The 18,355-nt window shown below is 75.3% G+C and carries 15 protein-coding genes; 8 read left to right on the top strand and 7 right to left on the bottom strand.

All coding sequences use genetic code 11. The annotated features are described in order from the left end of the window. Positions 1-86: 86 nt before the first annotated feature. Both ACFQ6N_RS34200 and ACFQ6N_RS34195 read left to right on the top strand, forming a co-directional pair. Positions 87-857, top strand: a complete 771-nt coding sequence (locus tag ACFQ6N_RS34200) for an alpha/beta fold hydrolase (RefSeq protein ID WP_380657628.1) — start codon at positions 87-89, stop codon at positions 855-857. Between the two features lie 128 nt (positions 858-985). After that, positions 986-1,924, top strand: a complete 939-nt coding sequence (locus tag ACFQ6N_RS34195; RefSeq protein ID WP_380657626.1) for an aminoglycoside phosphotransferase family protein — start codon at positions 986-988, stop codon at positions 1,922-1,924. A gap of 112 nt (positions 1,925-2,036) precedes the next feature. Here ACFQ6N_RS34195 and ACFQ6N_RS34190 read toward each other — a convergent pair whose 3' ends face one another. The 5 genes from ACFQ6N_RS34190 to ACFQ6N_RS34170 all read right to left on the bottom strand — a co-directional run bounded on the left by ACFQ6N_RS34190 (position 2,037) and on the right by ACFQ6N_RS34170 (position 6,485). Continuing rightward, entirely contained in the window at positions 2,037-2,900 is an 864-nt protein-coding gene (locus tag ACFQ6N_RS34190) for a biotin-dependent carboxyltransferase family protein (RefSeq protein WP_380657625.1), read from the bottom strand. Between the two features lie 109 nt (positions 2,901-3,009). Continuing rightward, positions 3,010-3,597, bottom strand: coding sequence for a 5-oxoprolinase subunit PxpB (pxpB, locus tag ACFQ6N_RS34185; RefSeq protein ID WP_380657651.1), 588 nt, complete (start codon positions 3,595-3,597; stop codon positions 3,010-3,012). Between the two features lie 107 nt (positions 3,598-3,704). Next, on the bottom strand, positions 3,705-4,481 hold the full coding sequence (locus ACFQ6N_RS34180) for a LamB/YcsF family protein (protein WP_380657623.1): 777 nt from the start codon (positions 4,479-4,481) through the stop codon (positions 3,705-3,707). A 152-nt stretch (positions 4,482-4,633) separates the two neighbouring features. Continuing rightward, positions 4,634-5,176: a hypothetical protein gene (locus ACFQ6N_RS34175; protein ID WP_380657621.1), complete on the bottom strand. Its 543-nt coding sequence runs from the start codon at positions 5,174-5,176 to the stop codon at positions 4,634-4,636. A 253-nt stretch (positions 5,177-5,429) separates the two neighbouring features. Next, entirely contained in the window at positions 5,430-6,485 is a 1,056-nt protein-coding gene (locus ACFQ6N_RS34170; protein WP_380657620.1) for an IPT/TIG domain-containing protein, read from the bottom strand. A 185-nt stretch (positions 6,486-6,670) separates the two neighbouring features. On the opposite strand from ACFQ6N_RS34170, the gene ACFQ6N_RS34165 reads away from it, so the two are divergent. The 4 genes from ACFQ6N_RS34165 (at position 6,671) to ACFQ6N_RS34150 (ending at position 14,602) form a co-directional block, all read left to right on the top strand. Then, positions 6,671-8,233, top strand: a complete 1,563-nt coding sequence (locus ACFQ6N_RS34165) for a hypothetical protein (RefSeq protein ID WP_380657619.1) — start codon at positions 6,671-6,673, stop codon at positions 8,231-8,233. Positions 8,234-8,292: 59 nt separating this feature from the next. Further along, positions 8,293-9,168: a hypothetical protein gene (locus tag ACFQ6N_RS34160; RefSeq protein ID WP_380657617.1), complete on the top strand. Its 876-nt coding sequence runs from the start codon at positions 8,293-8,295 to the stop codon at positions 9,166-9,168. A gap of 66 nt (positions 9,169-9,234) precedes the next feature. Continuing rightward, the gene (locus tag ACFQ6N_RS34155) at positions 9,235-13,818 is read left to right on the top strand and encodes a hypothetical protein (RefSeq protein WP_380657615.1); all 4,584 of its coding nucleotides are present in this window, start codon (positions 9,235-9,237) and stop codon (positions 13,816-13,818) included. Positions 13,819-13,837: 19 nt separating this feature from the next. Continuing rightward, on the top strand, positions 13,838-14,602 hold the full coding sequence (locus ACFQ6N_RS34150) for a metallophosphoesterase (protein WP_380657613.1): 765 nt from the start codon (positions 13,838-13,840) through the stop codon (positions 14,600-14,602). A gap of 34 nt (positions 14,603-14,636) precedes the next feature. Here ACFQ6N_RS34150 and ACFQ6N_RS34145 read toward each other — a convergent pair whose 3' ends face one another. Both ACFQ6N_RS34145 and ACFQ6N_RS34140 read right to left on the bottom strand, forming a co-directional pair. Next, complete coding sequence (locus ACFQ6N_RS34145; protein ID WP_380657611.1) at positions 14,637-15,131, bottom strand: hypothetical protein; 495 nt, start codon at positions 15,129-15,131, stop codon at positions 14,637-14,639. Between the two features lie 189 nt (positions 15,132-15,320). Next, positions 15,321-16,016: a FadR/GntR family transcriptional regulator gene (locus ACFQ6N_RS34140; protein WP_380657609.1), complete on the bottom strand. Its 696-nt coding sequence runs from the start codon at positions 16,014-16,016 to the stop codon at positions 15,321-15,323. A 233-nt stretch (positions 16,017-16,249) separates the two neighbouring features. Between ACFQ6N_RS34140 and ACFQ6N_RS34135 the strand changes: the two genes are divergently transcribed. Beyond that, positions 16,250-16,804 (top strand): gluconokinase, encoded by a 555-nt coding sequence (locus ACFQ6N_RS34135; protein ID WP_380657607.1) that lies wholly within the window; start codon positions 16,250-16,252, stop codon positions 16,802-16,804. Beyond that, positions 16,801-18,195, top strand: a complete 1,395-nt coding sequence (locus ACFQ6N_RS34130; RefSeq protein ID WP_380657605.1) for a gluconate:H+ symporter — start codon at positions 16,801-16,803, stop codon at positions 18,193-18,195. The genes ACFQ6N_RS34135 and ACFQ6N_RS34130 overlap by 4 nt, the downstream gene beginning before the upstream one ends. Positions 18,196-18,355 lie beyond the last annotated feature (160 nt).

The raw sequence follows: 18,355 nt of genomic DNA, 5'->3' as shown, positions 1-18,355 counted from the left end.
ATCGGAAACGGTATACCTCGAAGTCGAGGTATGGTTTCGGCGCTCCCGGAAGCTCCGGAGCGCCCCCGTCAGGAGGAGTCCTCGCGATGCGCCACGCCCCCGTCACCCCGAACGGCGACCTGATCCGCTGGATCGAACTGCCCGGCGCCGAACCGGCCCGGCTCTACCTGCACGGCCTGGGTGCCACCTCGCCGGTCTACTTCGCCGCGGCCGCCGCCCACCCGCTGCTCGCCGGGCGCCGCTCGCTGCTGATGGACCTGCTCGGCTTCGGCATCAGCGACCGGCCGACGGACTTCGGCTACACGCCGGAGGAGCACGCCGACGCGATCGCCGCGGCCGTGGCGGCGGCCGGGCTGACCCGGGTCGAGGTGGTCGGGCACAGCATGGGCGGCGCGATCGCGATCGTCCTCGCCCACCGGCACCCCGGACTGGTCTCCCGGCTGGTCATGGTGGACGCCAACCTGGATCCGCTCGCCCCCGACCGGCGGCGGCCCGGCAGCCGCGGCATCGCGGGCTACACCGAGGCCGAGTTCCTGGCGGGCGGCAGGGCGGAGGTCGCCGGACGGGTCGGCCCGTTCTGGTGGTCCACGATGCGGCTCGCCGGACCGGAGGCGCTCCACCGCAGCGCCTGCTCCCTCGCCCGGGCGACCGCGCCGACGATGCGTGAGCTGCTGCTCCGCCTCGATCTGCCGCGCACCTTCCTGCACCCGGCGGCGGACGGCGAGCCGGCGGGCTCGGACGGACTCCGTGCGGCGGGTGTCCGGGTGGTCGCCGTCCCGGACTGCGGGCACAACATCATGCTCGACAACCCGGACGGCTTCGCGGCCGCCGCGGCGACGGGACTGGGCCTGGACTGAACGGGGCCGCCCGCGGTGGACGGAGCCAGGCCGACCGGACTCGGGCCGCCCGGACCCGGGCCGCCCGGGGCGAACGGCCGGACCGCCTAGGCTGGGCGGGAGAGACCCTCCCGAGAGGAGCCCGCCCGATGCCCGTCGAGGTCCCGCCCGCACTGGCCGCGTCCCTGGAGGAGTGGCTGGGCGCGGACGGCCGTGCCTGGGCGGCCCGACTGCCGCTGCTGGCAGGCGAGTTGCTCGACCGCTGGGAGCTGCGCCCGGACGGCCCGGTCGCGCACGGCGTCGTCGCGCTGGTGCTGCCGGTGCGGTGCGCAGACGGGACGCCGGCCGCGCTCAAGCTGCAACGCGTCGACGAGGAGACGGCGGGTGAACCGCTCGCCCTGCGCGCCTGGGACGGACGCGGTGCCGTCCGCCTGCTGGACCACGAACCCGCCTCGGGGTCCATGCTGTTGGAGCGGCTTGACCCGAGGCGCTCGCTCCTCGCCGTGCCCGACGACCTCGCGGCCCTGCGCGTGATCGCCGACCTGCTGGTCGAATTGACGAAGCGTCAAGCACCGCCAGGTGTACGGACATTGGCGGATGTGTCGGCCGACCTGCTGGAGCGCTCCCCGGGCGCCGTCGCCGCCCACGGCGACCCGGACGAACGGAGCCTGCTGGCCGGCTGCACCGCCGCCCTGCGCGAGGCCGCCACCGACCCGGGTGACCGGCTGCTCCACTGGGACCTGCACTACGGCAACGTCCTCGCCCCGCTCCCGGGAAGCGGTCGCGGCCCCTGGCTGGCCATCGACCCCAAGCCGCTCGCCGGACACCCCGGCTTCGAGCTGCTCCCGGCGCTGCGCAACCGCTGGGCGGACCTGGTGGCCACCGGGAACCTCGGCCGGGCGCTGCGGCGGCGCTTCGACGTCCTCACGGAGGCGCTGGAACTGGACCGCGAGGTCGCGACGGCCTGGACGCTCGCCCGGGTGCTGCAGAACGCCGTCTGGGCGGCCGAGGACGGCGGGACGGCGGAGGGCGGGACGGAGCTGGACCCGGCCGAACGGGCCGTCGCCGAACTGCTGTCGGACCGCTGAGCAGCGGCAGGGCCGGGGTTGAGCGGCCGCTGAGCCGTCGCTGAGCCGTCGCGCAGGCCGCCGTCCGCCGTCCCCGCCCGCCGTCCCCGCCCGCCGTCGCACCGGAGCCCGCTCAGCGCTCCCGCAGCGGCACGAACCGCACCGGCGTCCCCGGCCGGGCCTGCGCGGCGGCCGCGAGGTCGGCGGCCGGGACGACGCCGACCACCGGGTAGCCGCCGGTGGTCGGGTGGTCGGCGAGGAAGACCACCGGCTGCCCGTCCGGCGGGATCTGCACGGCGCCCAGCACCATGCCCTCGCTGGGCAGTTCGCCGTCCCGGGCGCGGGCGACCGCCGGGCCCTCGGTGCGCAGCCCGACCCGGTTGCTGGTGGAGGACACCCGGTACCCGTCGCGGCCCAGGCGGGCCACCGCGTCCGTCGTGAACCAGTCCGCGCGCGGGCCGAGCCGCAGCCGCAGCACCAGTTCGGCCGGGGGAGCGGGCAGCGGCACCAGGTCCGGCCGGGCCCGCCGTGGCGGCGGGGCGCCGACCGGCAGCCGGTCGTCGAGCGCCAGCGGGGCGGGTCCGAGGCCGGAGAGCAGGTCCGCCGAGCGGCTGCCGAGCACCGGCGGGACGGCGATCCCGCCCGCCACTGCCAGGTAGCCGCGGACGCCGTCCGTGGCCGGTCCCACCTCGACCACCGCTCCATCCGGCACGAGGACCGGGGCGCCCCACGCCACGGCCCGACCGTCCACCCGTACCGGCGCGGGCGCACCGGTGACGGCGACCAGCACCGCCCCGACGGCCCGCAGCGCGACCCCGCCGAGCGTCGTCTCCAGCCCGGCGGCTCCCGGGGTGTTGCCCACCAGCCGGTTCGCCGCCCGCAGCGCGGGCTCGTCCAGCGCCCCGGCCCGGGGCACCCCGAGGTGCGCGACGCCGTGCCGCCCGAGGTCCTGCACCGTGGTCAGCGGCCCGGGCCGCACCACCACCAGCTCGCTCATCGCCGCCGCCTCCTCGTACCTGTCGGGCCGTGCTGCCCGCCCCCGTCACGCCCGTCCGGCCGTGCTGCCCGCCCCCGTCACGCCCGTCCGGCTGTGCTGCCCGCCCCCGTCACGCCCGTCCGGCCGTGAAGCGGACCCGGACGCCCGGGGCGAGCAGGGCCGGGGTCTCCCGTCCGGTGTCCCAGAGCGGGAGCGCCGTCCGGCCGATCAGCTGCCAGCCGCCGGGGGAGGGGTGCGGGTAGACGCCGGTGTACGTCCCGGCGAGGGCGACCGAGCCGGTCGGGACGGAGCTGCGCGGTGTGGCCCGGCGCGGGACCTCGTAGCGTGCGGGCAGGCCGGTGAGGTAGCCGAAGCCCGGGGCGAAGCCGCAGAAGGCGACCACGTACTCGGGCTCGGTGTGGATCCGGACGGCGGCCTCCTCGGACACCCCCCACCGGGCGGCGACCTCGGGCAGGTCGGCGCCGTCGTACACCGTCGGGACCTCCAGCAGCGGGCCGCGCGCCGTCTCGGCGGCCGTCGGACGGGCGGTCCGCAGCAGCCGCGCCACCGCGTCGACGTCGGCGACGCCGTCCAGCAGGACCGTGCGGGCGGCCGGGACCAGTTCCTCGACCTCGCCGAGCGCCCCGGCCTCCCGCTGTTCGTGCAGCCATCCGTACAGCGCCGTGACCTCGGCCGTCCCGGGCAGCTCGACCAGCAGCGCTCGCTCGCCGACCCGCCGTACGAAGGCGCCCGGCCGTCCGGAGCCACCCGGCTGCGCCGAGTCGCCTCGCTGCGCCGAGCCGCCCGCCCGTAGGCCGCCGGCCGTCACGTGAACGCCTCCACCCGGACCCCGGCCGAGGCCAGGGCGCCGCGTACCCGCCAGGCGAGCTGGGCGGCGCCGGGGGTGTCGCCGTGGACGCAGAGCGAGCGGGCCTCGACGGTGATCCGCTCGCCGCCGACGGACTCGACCGCGCGGTCCCGGGCGATGTCGACGGCGCGGGTGATCACCGCCTCCGGGTCGTGCACCACCGCGCCGGGTTCGCGGCGCGGGACGAGGGTGCCGGCGCGGGTGTAGGCCCGGTCGGCGAAGGCCTCGGTGACCACGGGCAGCCCGACGCCCTCGGCGACCTCCAGCAGCCGGGAGCCGGGCAGGCCGAGGACGGGCAGCGGCCCGTCGCAGACGGCGCCCGCCCGCAGTACGCCGGCCACCACGGCCTCGGCCTGGTCCGAGTCGGTGACCACCCGGTTGTAGAGGGCGCCGTGCGGTTTGACGTAGGAGACCTTGGAGCCGGCGGCGCGGGCGAAGACCTGGAGGGCGCCGATCTGGTAGGCGATCTCGTCGGCGAGCTCCTCCGGGGGCACCTCCATCGCGCGGCGGCCGAAGCCGGCCAGGTCGCGGTAGGAGACCTGGGCGCCGATCCGTACGCCGCGCTCGGCGGCCAGTGAGCAGACCCGGCGCATGGTCGAGGGGTCCCCGGCGTGGAAGCCGCAGGCGACGTTGGCGCTGGTCACGACCGACAGCAGCGCCTCGTCGTCGGTCAGCGTCCAGCGCCCGAACCCCTCGCCGAGGTCCGCATTGAGATCGATCACCGCATCGGCCACGCGCGTCCGCCTCCCAGCAACTGTTGAGCCAGATGGTAGGGCCTGCGGATGAAGGCCGTTGCCCGTGACCCGGGCCCCCGTCGGTGCTGCGGCGTGCGACCGGGCCTGCACGCCCGGGGGCGCCGCTGTGCGGGTGTGCGGGCCGGGTCGGCTCAGTGCGCGGTCGCGGTTTCCTGGAAGGAACGTTCCAGCGGACGCAGGGCCCGCAGCACGAGCAGCAGGGGGATGACGCCGAAGACCCCGAACGACATGTCGATGAATCGCCATACCAGCGGGATCCCGCGCAGCGGTCCGCAGATCAGGGCCAGTGGGATGACCGCCCCGCAGGCGAGCACGGCCCAGCGGATCACCCAGATGTTGCGGACCGGGTCCTTGAGCGGCCCCCAGAAGGCGGCGCCGATCACCAGGTGGGCGAAGGCCAGCCAGTCGGTTCCGTAGGCGAGGAAGGGGTAGCGCTCGTTCGTTTCGGCGATGCCCGTGTGGACCCGCTCGAACCAGGCCGTCACGGCCGGGAAGTGGTCGGTCAGCGGGGCGGCCGGGCCGCTCACGAACTCGGCGAGCAGACGGGTCTCGGTCTCCAGGGGGAAGGCGGTCAGGCCGCTGAGGACCAGGCAGACCAGGAAGAACCAGAGCCGGCGCCGGACCTTGCGGAGGACCGCCGCCGGGTCGCCGTCCATGTCGTGCACCTCGTCCATGTCGTCCACCTCCGTGCCGGGCGCGCCGGAAGCACCGGGCGCGCCGAGGAGCGGGCGGAGCCTTGTCCCGCCTGCGCGGAACCGACTCTAGACCCATCTTTTGAACATGTTCAACTCGCCTCCGCCTGCTCTTCCGCCTGCTCTCCCGCCTCCTCTCCCGCCTGCCCTCCCTCCCGCTTCCGCCCGTCTTCCGGCCCCCGGAAACACGTCGGTGCCCGGGCGCCGAAGCACCCGGGCACCGAAGGAGCGGTCGCTACGCGGTGTACGTGTACGTCACCGGCGCACTGGTCCCGCCCGCCGTGGTGACCGTCACGCCCACCGGCCCCGACTGGGAGCCCGCCGGGGCGGTGGCCGAGCAGAAGGACGGGCCGCAGGAGACGTGCGCGGCCGGCACCCCGCCGAACGCGACCGTCCCGGCCGCCAGGTTGCCGCCGAGCACGTAGACCGCGTTCCCGCCGGCGACCGGGCCGGAGGCGGCGGGGCTCAAGCTGCTGATCGCGGGTGCGGGCGGGGCCGGGGGCGCCGCGCCGGTGTAGTCGAAGGCGGACGCGGCGGCGGCGGTCCCGCCGGGCGTCACCACGGTGACGGGGGCGCTGCCGGAGCCGCCCGGCGTGGTCACGGTGCAGGCGGTGTCGGTGCAGCTGCCCGCGGCCGGGACGCCGCCGACCAGCACCATGCCGCTGCCGAGGTTGCTGCCGCTGACGGTCACGGCGGTGCCGCCGGTGCCCGGGCCGGTGGTGGTGTCGAGGCCGGTGACGGCCGGGGCGGCCTGGGTCGTCGCCGGCAGGTAGCCGCCGGTGCCGAGGTCGTAGCGGGAGATGTGCCCGGTCGGGTCGGTGTCGTTGGGGTTGGCGGCGGTCACGGTGATCACGCCGGCCACCGGCACGCCGGGCGTGGTGCGCAGGTTGAGCTTCATGAACTCGCTCTTGCCGACCACCCGCGTCCCGGTGAGGACGGCCTCCAGGTGGCGGCCGTCGGGGGACAGCGTCGTGCTGAAGGTGTAGTCGTACGGCGTGGAGTAGAACATGGCGCCGTCGGTGCTGATGCCCGGTGGCAGGTCGACGGTGAAGTGCGTCGGGCCGGTCAGGTCCGCGGTGCCGGCGGACACCCAGCTCGCGGACATGTTGCCGGACCTGAAGAAGCCGCCGGGGTAGTTCCCGCTCTGCGACACGGCCACGTGCTGCGCGGAGGTCGACGGGGTGGCGGCCGGCGCGGCCGCTGCCGCGCCGGCGGCGAGGACGGCGCCGGTGGTGAGGGTGGTCACGGACAGCGTGGCGGCGAGGCCCGCTTTGGCCAGTCGGGTGATCATAGGTCGATCATCACCGAACCATTGCTCCACCCTCACGGATTTATCGAATACCGGTTCGAGAATGGCGGGATCCCGTCGAAACGGTGTTCTGAAACCGCCCCCCGGACGGCCGCCCACCTGCCGTTCCGCCCGCCCGCAAGGTCCGTTTCGGTCGATGTCGGTGCGAACCTCTAATCTTGTCCCCCGTGACCGCCATCGCAGACCCGCCCACCGAGTCCGGCCTCCGGCCGCCCGCCGGCCCCGCAGGCCCGGTCGGCGTGCGCCCAGCGCCCGGCCCCGCCGCCGACGAGGGCCTCGCCCGCCGGCTCAAGGCGCTGGCCTGCACCGCCCCGCTGCACGACCTGGACAACCGCAAGGTCAACCTGGCCGGCGAGTACGGCGGCTACGCGATGGCCGAGGTCGGCCTCGCCGCGATCGACCTGGTCACCCTGAACATGGACTTCGACACCGGGGCCGACCGCGAGATAGTCCTCGCCCGGCTGCTGCCCCGGGTCGCCGCCCAGGCCCCCGGCCGCCCCACCGCCGAGCACGAGCGGGTCGCCCGCTGGGTGCTGGAGTCGCTGATCAACGTCGGCAGCGTGGACCGCGGCTTCCGCGCCGTCTACGGCACCTTCGCCGCGGACGGCGAGTACGTGCGCCGCGACTACGACTTCAAGCTGATCGAGGAGGTCCCCGGCCCGGACGGCGGCGTCTACCTGCGCACCACCGACGAGGCGGTCAACGTCCTGGTCGGCGCGCTCGACACGGACGTCACCTCGGCCCAGATCGCCGCCGAGGTCAAGCTGGAGGTGCTGATCCGCCGAGGCCGCCTGGCCGACGCCCAGCTCGCCGCCGAGCAGGCCCGCTACCGCACCGTCCAGTACGCCGAGACGCTGCGCCGCGCCCTCGACGCCACCCGCCGCAACGTCCGGGCCGTCGACTGGATGCGCGCCGTCCCGGACCTCATCGAAGAGGCGCTGGACCACATCGCCGACCGCTACCGGCACGAGAACGCGATTCTCACCAACATCCGCAAGGCCCGCGACGAAGCCGAGCCCCACACCCCCGAAGGGGCCGAGCACAAGCGCCGCGCCGCCGAACTGCTCGACATCGTCAAGGACTGCATCCGCCGCCACACCAAGCTCCAGACCCGCCTCCTGGAGGCCGGCCCGCTGTTCCGCGCCGAGCAGGACCGGCAGGCCTTCGCCACCCCCGGCGCCCGCAGCGGCATCGACCTGTACGGGCAGCTGCTCGCCCCCGTGCTGCGCCTGCCGATAGAGCAGGCCGTCCGTCCCACCGGCGCGTTCTTCGCCCGTGGCGCGGGCCTGCGCACCCCGGTCTCCGTCCGGCTCGCCGACCTGGTCGACCTGCTGCTCACCCCGCCGGTCGAGCGCGAGCACCTCGGCGCCGAACTGCCCGACCCGGACCTGGTCGCCACCCCGGACGACAGCCGGTTCTCCGAGGCCCAGCTGGAGGCCGCGCTGATCCTGCTCGACCTGCCGTCGGACGCCCCCCGGCGGCTCTCCGGCCTGCTCGCCGACGCCCGCAAGCAGGACCCGGACCTGCCGTACCTGGTCGCGCTGCTCGCCGTGCACGCGGCCAGCCCGCCGGTCGGCACCGCCTACCGCCAGGGCGAGGAGCGGCTGCTCTTCGCCGTGGACGACGGCACCACGCTGCGCGACCCGGAGTTCGGCGGTGCCGACCTGATCGTCGGCAGCGCCCTGCTCGACGCGGCCGGCATGGCGGCCGACCGCAAGGACGCCGGCTGACCGGCCTTGACGCCCCACCCGAACACCCGAAGCAGCAACAGCCCCGAGGAGCACCGCCCGTGACGACCCACCACGACACGTCCTGGGCGACCGAGACCGAACCCGCGGCCCCGGCGCCGATCACCCCGGCCGACGTCGCCGACGCCGCCCGGCTGGTCTCCCTCGGCCTCCAGGCCAAGCTGCTGCCCGCCCGCGACGCCGAGTACGCCGAACTCGTGCGCCGCCACCGCGAGGACCCGCCCTTCGCCCGCCTCGCCGACGCCGTCGCCACCGGCATGGGCCTGGTCGTCCTGGAGGTCTCGCCGCGCGCCGGCATGGCCGTGGCCGCCGCCGAGGACTCCCTGTTCGCCGTCCGGATGGGCGACTACTCGCGCCGCGCGGCCTCCGAGTCCACCGACCGCTTCCTGCACGGCCTGGCCCACCTGGCCGTCGCGGCGATGGCCTTCCCCCGCCCCGAGGACCTCGCCGACGACGCCTACCTCGGCCGGATCACCGTCAACGGCATCGACTCCTTCGTCCGCCAGGCCTGCCGCCGCCTGGAGGAGCAGGCCGACGCCGAGGGCGCCAACACCGACCCGCAGTCCGACGCCCCCGGCCTGGAGGCCGCCTGGCGGGTCTGGGCCCGGCGCACCGCCACCGGCGCCACCAAGGACGCTCGCCGGCTCTCCGGCTCCACCATCGGCATCGTCGCCAAGGCGGTCATGTTCCTGGTCGACTCCGGCTTCCTGCAGAAGGTCTCCGACGACGCCGGCGGCACCTACCGCACCACCGCCCGCTACCAGCTCCAGGTCCGCGACCTGGCCGGCAGCGCGGCCATGGCCGAACTGCTCGACCTGGGCGTCGTCCCGGTCTCCGACGGCACCGCCAGCCTGCTGCCGCCGGACACCTCCGACGACCTGGTCGCCGACGCCGGCCTGCCGTTCCACTCGCTCTGACGTCCCGCACCACCAACCCCGCACCACGAGCCCCTGTACGAACACCCTCCTGGAGAACCGCCGCACATGTACGAGCTCAACCGGGTCCGCCTCTACTCGATCGGACCGGCCGGCGCCCGCTACGCCGACACGGTGCTCGACCTGCGCGGCGTCGGCGAGCCGGTCGCCGACCCGGCCCCGCAGCAGATCGGCCTGTTCGGCGAGGACACCGACGGCCCGGTCCGCCGGCCCGCCCCGGCCGGCGTGCTCTTCCTGGAGAACGGCGGCGGCAAGTCCGTCCTGCTCAAGCTGATCTTCTCGGTCATGCTCCCCGGCCACCGCAACACCCTCGGCGGCGCCAGCTCCGGCGTGCTGCGCAAGTTCCTGCTCGCCGACGACTGCGGCCATGTCGCCCTGGAGTGGCAGCACACCGTCACCGGCGAGCTGATCGTGGTCGGCAAGGCCAGCGAGTGGCGCGGCCGCCAGGTCTCCTCCGACCCGCGCAAGTTCGCCGAGACCTGGTACTCCTTCCGCCCCGGCGCGGGCCTGACCCTCGACTCGCTCCCGGTCGCCGAGCGGGTCAGCCTGGTCGGCGACCAGAAGGCCCGCGGCCGGCGCCGCACCATGAAGGGCTTCCGCGACGCCCTCACCGAGGCCGGCAAGGCCCACCCGCACCTCGACCTGGTCTTCGAGGACGGCCACGACCGCTGGACCGAGCACCTCGGCGAACTCGGCCTCGACCCCGAACTCTTCCGCTACCAGCGCGAGATGAACGCCGACGAGGGCGAGGCGGCCGGCCTGTTCGCGGTCAAGCACGACAGCGACTTCACCGACCTCCTGCTGCGCGCCGTCACCGACACCCGGGACACCGACGGCCTCGCCGACCTCGTCCACGGCTTCGCCGCCAAGCTCGGCCGCCGCGCCGAACTCACCGCCGAACGCGACTTCACCGCCGGCTCGCTGGAGCTGCTGGAGCGCATCGCCGAGTCGACCACCGCCCGCGAGACCGTCCGCGAGGCCCACCGCACCGCCGAGCGCCGCACCCGCCGCCTCGCCCACGCCCTCGCCTCCCGGGCCACCGCCGAACGCGACCGCGCCCAGGACCTCGCCATCGAGGTGGCCGCCGCCGCGAGCGCCGTCACCGCCGCCGAGTCCGACCGCACCCGGCACAGCCTCATCACCGACGAGCTCACCCACCGGCACGCCACCCTGAGCCTCGCCGCGGCCACCGCCGAAGCCGCCGCGCTGCGCCGCGAGCTGATCGACGCCCGCACCCTGCACGCGGCCTGGCAGGCCGCCGAGACGGTGCTGCGCCAGCGCGCCGCCGCCGACCGGGTCACCCGGGTCGCCGCCGCCATCCGCGAGGCCGAACTCGACGCCGCCCCGGCCCTCGCCGCCCGCGCCCGCGCGGCGACCGCCCTCGCCCGCGCCCTGGAAACCGCCGCCGCGGCCGCCGAGACCCGCGCCGACACCGAGGAACAGCGCGCCGGCGAGCTCCAGGCGGACGGCGGCAAGGCGCAGTCCGACGCCACCGAGGCCGCCACCGCCGCCCAGAAGGCCCGCAGCGAGGCCGAGCACCTGCGCCAGCGCCTCGCCGAGGTCGAGCAGGAGACCGAGGCCGCCGTCGAAGCCGGATTCATCGACGCCGACGGCGACGTGGACCCGGCCCGCGCCGCACTGCACGCCGCCGACGTCGAGAAGGCCGCCGGCGCGGCGCTCACCCAGGCCCGCGCCGCCGCCGAGTCCGCCGCCGCCCGGCTGCGCGAGGCCGCCGCCGCCACCGGCCGCGCCGAACTCGCCGCCGAGCGGGCCGGCGACGCCCGCAAGGCCGCCGCCCGCTCCCTGGCCGCCGAGCAGCGCACCGCCGCCCTGCTCGCCACCGAACAGCGCCTCGCCGACCTGCTCTCCCTGACGCCCGCACCCACCGACTGGAGCGAGGACGGGTCGGGTGCCGAGGAGGACGCCGGCTTCCTCACCCCCGCCGTCCTCGACCGCAACGCCGAGTACCTGCGCGAACTCCTCGACGAGTCCATCGCCACCGCCGAGCGCACCCTGTTCGACCTCCGGACGGCCGCCGCCGACGACGCCCGGATCCTCGCCGCCCTCGGCGACGGCGGCCTGCTGCCGCCCGGCCCGGACGTCCTCGCCACCGTCGAGTACCTCGCCGAGCACGGCATCCCGGCCCTGCCCGGCTGGCGCTACCTCGCCCAGTCCGTCGACCCGGCCGACCACGAGGCGATCCTCGCCGCCCGCCCCGAACTGGTCGACGGCGTGGTCGTCACCGACCCGGCCTCGCTGGAGCGCGCCCGCGAGGCCCTGCGGTCCGCCGCCCTGCTGCCGCGCTCCACCGTGGCCGTCGGCGCGGCCGCCTCGCTGATCGCCCCGATCACCGACGAGCCCGCCTTCTTCCTCGTGCCGCCGAACCCGGCCATGCACGACGAGTCGGCGGCCGACGACGAGCGCCGCGACCTGCGCGCCCGGGCCGGCGCCCGCGAGGAGCACATCCGCGAACTCGCCGGCCGCCTCGGCGGCGACCGCGCCCTCGCCGCCCGCCTCGCCTCCTGGCACGCCAGCTGCCCGCCCGGCGCCCTCGCCGAGCTCGCCGCCGCCGCCGAGGCCGCCCGCGAGCACGCCGAGCAGGCCGCCGCCGCCCTGGCAACCCTGCGCGCCGACCACGACGAGGCCGAGACCGACCACGCCGCCGCGGCCTCCGCCCACGAGGAGCACCGCGAGTCCGCCCAGCGCGCCCGCCGCCGCGCCGACGCCCTCTCCGGTCTCGCCTTCCGGCTGCGCGAACGCGCCACCTGGGCGCGCCGCCAGCGCGAACTCGCCGAGGACGCGGCCGAGTGCGACCGCCGCCAGGCCCTGTGCGCCGAACGCGCCCGCACCTGCGACGAGGACCGCCGCGCCGCCCAGCGCGCCGCCGACGACGCCCGCCGTACGGCCCGCGCGCTGCGCGCCGAACGCGCCGAGATCCCCGCCGCCGAGCAGGCCGACGAGCCCGCCGACACCGCCCCCGGCGCGCTGCCCGCCCTGCGCGAGGCCTACCGCGCCGCCTCCCAGCTGTACGAGAAGGTCGGCGTCGGCGCCGACCTGCGCGCCGAACAGGCCCGAGCCGAGGGCGACGAAGCCGCCGCCGCGACCGAACTCGACCGCCTCACCAACAAGGTGCGCACCCGCGCCGAGGAACTCCTCGGCAGCCCCGACGGCGCCGACGGCCCGGCCCGGCAGGCCGCCGCCGCCCGCGCCGAGGAACTCGTCGCCACCATCGAGGCCCGCTCCGCCACCGCCAGCGAGCAGCTCGGCCGCCTGCGCGGCGAGGTCGAACGCTCCGCCCCCGCCGACGGCGAGGCGCACACCGAGCTGCCCGAGGACCTCGTCCCCACCGACCCGGAGCACGCCCAGGTCCTGCTGCGCACCGCCACCAGCCGGCTCGGCGAACGCCGCGAGGCCCTGGACACCGCCCGCACCGCACACGCCGACCTGCAGCGCACCTTCGACACCGCCCAGTCCGCCGCCGCCGACTTCGACGAGCTGGCCGTCCAGCTCCGCGACGGCCTGCGCGACCACCAGGAGGACCCGGAGGAGTCCGTCGACCCGTACCTGGGCTCGCTCGCCGACGCCCGGACCGGCGCCGCCGAGGCCCGCCGCGGCCTGCGCACCGCGGCCGGCGAGCTGTCCTCGGCCGAACTCGCCGTCCGCGACGCCTCGGACGCCCTCGTCCGGCACGCCAACGCCGCCCGCTACGAGGCCGTCCGGACCCCAGCCCGCCAGCAGATCCGCGAGCTGCCCGCCTCGGCGCTGCCCGAGCACGCCGCCGCCTGGGCCACCGCCTTCGCGCCCCGGCTGCGGGTGCTCACCGACGAGCTCACCCAGCTGGAGAAGAACCGCGGCTCGATCGTGGACCGGCTGCGCGGCCTGGTGGAGTCCTCCCTCACCACCCTGCGGGCCGCCCAGCGCCTCTCCCGGCTGCCCGAGGGCCTCGGGGAGTGGTCGGGACAGGAGTTCCTCCGGATCCGCTTCGAGGACCCGGACCACGCCACGCTGGTCGAGCGCCTCGGCGAGGTCATCGACGAGGCCACCCGCGCCGCCGTCAGGAAGAACAGCGACCTGCGCCGTGACGGCATGTCGCTGCTGCTGCGGGGCGTCGCCGCCGCGATCGGCCCCAAGGGCGTCAGCGTCGAGATCCTCAAGCCGGACGCGGTGCTGCGCGCCGAGCGGGTCAGCGTCGGCCAGATGTCCGACGTCTTCTCCGGCGGCCAGCTGCTCACCGCCGCCATCGCGCTGTACTGCACGATGGCCGCGCTGCGCGCCAACGACCGGGGCCAGTCCCAGCTGCGGCACGCCGGCACGCTCTTCCTGGACAACCCGATCGGCCGCGCCAACGCCACCTACCTGCTGGAGCTCCAGCGTGCCGTCGCCGACGCGCTCGGCGTCCAGCTCATCTACACCACCGGCCTGTTCGACACCACCGCGCTCGCCGAGTTCCCGCTGGTGATCCGGCTGCGCAACGACGCCGACCTGCGGGCCGGCCTCAAGTACATCTCCGTCGAGGAGCACCTGCGCCCGGGCCTGCCCGCCGCGCAGGACCCGGACGGCCCGGCCGTCCACGGCGAGATCACCGCCACCCGGATGTTCAAGCGCCCTGCGGAGGTTCCCGCCCAGGCGTGAACTGGCTAGCGTGACCGGCATGCTGACGATCGCGCACCTCAGTGACATCCACCTCGGCCAGGTCCAGGGCCGGGACGGCGGCAAACGCGCCCGGCGGCGGGCCGAGCGGGTGATGGCGTACCTCGACGCCCTGCCCGGCCCGCTGGACGGGGTGCTGGTCACCGGGGACCTCGCCGACCACGGCCTGCCCGGGGAGTACGAGCAGGTGGCCGGGGTGCTGGCCTCCCGGTACCCGGTGCTCACCTGCCCCGGTAACCACGACCGCCGGGCGCCGTACCGGGAGGTGCTGCTCGGCGAGGCGCCGGGGGAGGGCCCGGTCAACCGGGAGCACCGGCTCCCCGGCGCCGACGTGCTGATGCTCGACTCCTCGATACCCGGGCGGGACGACGGCCTGCTGGACGGGGAGACCCTGGACTGGCTGGACGCCCGACTCGCCGACGGGCGCGCCGGGTTGCCCGCCCTGGTGGCCTTCCACCACCCGCCCGTCGAACTGCACATGCCGATGGTCGACGGGATCCGCCAGTTCGGCGAGGCCGGCCTGGCCGAGGTGCTGCGCCGCCACCCCCGGGTCGCCGCCCTGCTCTGCGGCCACGCGCACACGGCCGCGGCGACCACCTTCGCGGGCCTGCCGGTGCTGGTCGCGCCCGGGGTGGTCTCCACCGTGACCCTGCCCTGTGAGGGCGGACGCGGCATCTCCTTCGACCACCCGCCGATGCTCGCCTTCCACCTCCTGGACGACGAAGGCCGGGTCACCACCCACTACCGGGCCGTCCCGGTGGACTAGGGCCCGAGCCGGGGCACGGCCGGCGCGCGCCGGGTCACGGCCGCGGGGCCGGCGCCCAGGGCTGACGCGGCGGTTGCTGCTGCGGCTGTTGGTACGGCTGCTGGTACGGCTGTTGCTGCTGCGGTTGGTACGGCGGCTGCTCGTACGGCCGGTCGTACCGCTGCTCGTACGGCTGCTGGTAGACAGAGGAGCCGGGCCGGGGGAGCGGTGGGGGGAGCGGCCCGGCGCCCGGCGGCGGCGCGGTGGGTGCCCGGCTGCCCGTCATCGGGTGCGCGGAGTCCGGCGCCCGGGTCCGCTGGGCGGCGACCTGACGGGAGATCAGGATCTCCAGCAGGCACCACATGGTGCCGAACACCCCGAGCCCCATGGCCATCAGCGCGGGCGTCAGCATCCAGCTGCCCGCGTACGAGGCCAGTGTCGCGACGACCACGCCCACCAGGGTGAAGGCGAGCGAGAGCACCGCCCGGACTGCGGCGGCGCGCACCTCGTCGGGAAGGCGGCGCCGGCGGCGACGGCGTGGCACGGGCATCGGGCGACCCCCAGGCGCGGATTCGGCAGTGGACACGGAACGGGCGCACACGAAACGCGCCCCCCTCGGCTCACTCTGCCCCGTCGAACCAGGACTATGCGTCCGAATCCACCGAACTGCCGCCAAACCGTGTCATCCGGGCAGCCTTCCTCACAACCGCGGCCATGGCGGCCCCGGCTGCCCGGAGGGTCAGCCCAACTGGTGGTTGAGCTCCTCCAGGGCCCCGGTCACGATCGTCTTCATCGCCTGCTCGGCCTCGTCGGCGTGCCCCGAGCAGATCGCGTCGGCGACCTCGCGGTGCAGCCGGATCGCGTACGGCTCGGGCTGATGGGGCATCAGATGGTACTCGGTGCGTCCGGTGAGCACCGCTCCCACGGTGTCGCCGAGGTGGGCGAACATCTCGTTGCCGGAGGCGCGCAGCACCAGGGCGTGGAAGGCGATGTCGTGTCCGAGGAAGGTGGTCAGGTCGGCCTCGCGTGCGGAGACCGTCAACTCCACTGCCAGTGCGCTGAGTTCGCGCCGTTCGTCATCGGTGGCGTGGACCGCGGCGAGCGCCGCGGCGGCCGGTTCGACGGCCATCCGCAGGGAGCCGAGCGAGCGCAGTTGCGCGGGGCGGTCCGATCCGGCGAGGCGCCAGCGGATCACCATCGGGTCGAAGACGTCCCAGACGGACTTGGGCTGCACGGTGATCCCGACCCGCCGGCGGGAGGCCACCAGGCGCATCCCCTCCAGGATCCGCACCGCCTCCCGGACCACCGTCCGGGACACCCCGAACCGCTCCTCCAGCTGTTCTCCGCGCAGGACCGAGCCTTCGGGAATCTCGCCGGACGCGATCGCCGGGCCGAGCTCGTCAAGCAGCCGCCCGGGCAGCCCCTGGATCTCCATCCGCCCAGCGTAGACGCCCGCCCGGGGAGCGCTCACCCCCGCCCCGGCGTCCGGGCCCCGTCCGGGGAGGGTCCGTACCCCCGCCCCGGGGGTGTCCGTCCCGCCGTGCGGCCGGGCCGGGGCGCCTGCGATCCAGACCACACCTTAAAAGTATGACGATTTGGTTTCCGCCACTTGAATACGTCATATCTTTGAGGCGATAGTGGCGGCCAGGCAACGAAGGAGCACCACCCATGGCTCTCAACGTCGAGAACCACGACCTCCCGCAGGCCCCCCTCACCATCGTGGTGATGGGCGTCTCGGGCGTCGGCAAGACCACCCTGGCCCGCCTGCTGGCAGACCGCCTCGACCTCCCCTTCGCCGAGGCGGACGACTTCCACCCGGCGGCCAACATCGCCAAGATGTCGGCCGGCATCCCGCTGGACGACGAGGACCGCGCCCCCTGGCTGCGGTCCCTGGGCGCCTGGCTCAGGGACCGGGCCGAGGACGGCACCGGCGGCGTGGTCACCTGCTCGGCGTTGAAGCACCGCTATCGCGACACCCTGCGCGCGGCCTGCCCGGGCGCCTTCTTCCTGCACCTCAGCGGTGGCCACGAGCTGGTCGAGGACCGGCTCAGCCACCGCACCGGCCACTTCATGCCGTCGTCGCTGCTCGACTCGCAGTACGCCGCCCTGGAACCCCTGGGAGCGGACGAGCGCGGCGCCGTCCTGGACGTGGGCCCGTCCCCCGAAGAACTCGTCGAGATGGCCGCGGCACTGCTTCGGCCCGTCAATGGAGACCTCGCGTGAGCCTTGCCCCCACTCTGCTGGCGGCCGCCCCACCGGCCCTGCCGCACACGAGCAGCGACTCCCAGCTGCTCATCGCGGTGCTGCTCAGTATCGGTGCGATCGTCGTACTGATCACCAAGCTGAAGCTGCACCCGTTCCTCGCCCTCACGCTCGGCTCCGGCCTGCTGGCCGCCGTCGCGGGCGCCCCCTTCGACAAGCTGCTCAGCAGCTTCTCCACGGGCTTCGGCTCCACCGTGGCGAGCGTCGGCCTGCTGATCGGCCTCGGCGCGATGCTCGGCAAGCTGCTCGCCGACTCCGGCGGCGCCAACATCATCGCGGACACCGTGCTCTCCCGTACGGGCAGCAAGGCGCTGCCCTGGGCGATGGCGCTGATCGCGGCCGTGCTCGGACTGCCGCTGTTCTTCGAGGTCGGTGTCGTCCTGCTGATCCCGATCGTGCTGCTGGTCGCCCGTCGCGGCAACGTGCCGCTGATGCGGGTCGGCATCCCGGCCCTGGCCGGCCTGTCGGTGCTGCACGGCCTGGTGCCCCCGCACCCGGGTCCGCTGGTGGCCGTCGACGCCCTCAAGGCCGACCTCGGCATCACCCTGGCGCTCGGCCTGCTGATCGCGGTCCCGACCCTGATCATCGCCGGTCCGCTGTTCGCCCGGGTCGCCGAGCGCTGGGTCGGCCCGCTGGAGGTCCCGGCCGCCACCGCCCCCGAGGAGTCGGCCAAGCACGAGCGCACGCCGTCCTTCGGCGCGGTGCTGGCGACCATCCTGCTGCCGGTCGTGCTGATGCTCGGCAAGGCGCTGGCCGACGTGGTGATCGACGACCCGAAGGCCCCGGCCCAGCGGGTGTTCGACTTCATCGGCTCCCCGCTGATCGCCCTGCTCGCCGCGACCCTGCTCGCCATGCTGACCCTCGGCAAGGCCGCGGGCTTCGACAAGGCGCGGATCTCCGACACCGTCGGCAAGTCGCTCGGCCCGATCGCGGGCATCGTGTTCATCGTCGGCGCGGGCGGCGGCTTCAAGCAGACCCTGATCGACGTGGGCGTCGGCAACGCGGTGAGCGAGTGGTCCGGCAAGTGGCACATCTCCGCGCTGCTGCTGGGCTGGCTGATCGCCGTGCTGATCCGCCTGGCCACCGGCTCGGCGACGGTCGCCACGATCACCGCGGCGGGCATCGTCTCCCCGCTCGCCGCGAACATGTCCTCGACCCACGCGGCCCTGCTGGTGCTCGCGATCGGCGCCGGCTCGCTGTTCCTCTCGCACGTCAACGACGCCGGCTTCTGGCTGGTGAAGGAGTACTTCGGGATGAGCGTCGGGCAGACGCTGAAGTCCTGGTCGGTGATGGAGACGGTGATCTCGGTCGTCGCCATCGCGCTGATCATGCCGCTGAGCCTGGTCATCTAGCAGCGCACCACCGCTCCACGGCAGCACCGCAGCACCGCAGCACCGCAGCACCGTTCCACCGCAGCACCGCCGAGGGGGGGGGCCCCGGGACGGACCGGGTGCGCCCCACCCCCCCGTACACAGCGCAGTGTCACCTACACCCCACAACCCCCACGACAAC

It is taken from the genome of Kitasatospora sp. NPDC056446, from assembly GCF_042796115.1.
GTDB lineage: Bacteria > Actinomycetota > Actinomycetes > Streptomycetales > Streptomycetaceae > Kitasatospora.
This window is presented reverse-complemented; position numbering and strand designations above follow the sequence as displayed.